Genomic DNA, 252 nt, shown 5'->3' on the forward strand with positions numbered 1-252 from the left:
GCTGGCGAATTAACCTCGCATTACTGATTGGGCTTGTGTCGATCGCACCAATGTTCTGGAAAATACTCCCGCATCGCGGTCGCTATATTGCGGCCTGGGCGGTGATTTACCCACTGATTGTCTGGTGGCTGATGTATGGCGGTTTTTTTGCTCTTGAGCGGGTTGAAACCCGGCAATGGGGCGGGCTGACGCTAACTTTAATTATTGCATCAGTTGGGATTGCGGGGGCGCTACCGTGGGGGATCTTACTGG

The 252-nt window shown here is 53.6% G+C and carries 1 pseudogene; it reads left to right on the forward strand.

The window, feature by feature from the left end:
• Positions 1-35 precede the first annotated feature (35 nt).
• A pseudogene (locus tag SB756_RS33005) lies at positions 36-252 on the forward strand (amino acid ABC transporter permease); the annotation flags it as partial.

This window comes from Pseudomonas sp. SIMBA_068, from assembly GCF_046534705.1.
In the GTDB taxonomy this organism is placed as follows: domain Bacteria; phylum Pseudomonadota; class Gammaproteobacteria; order Pseudomonadales; family Pseudomonadaceae; genus Aquipseudomonas; species Aquipseudomonas putida.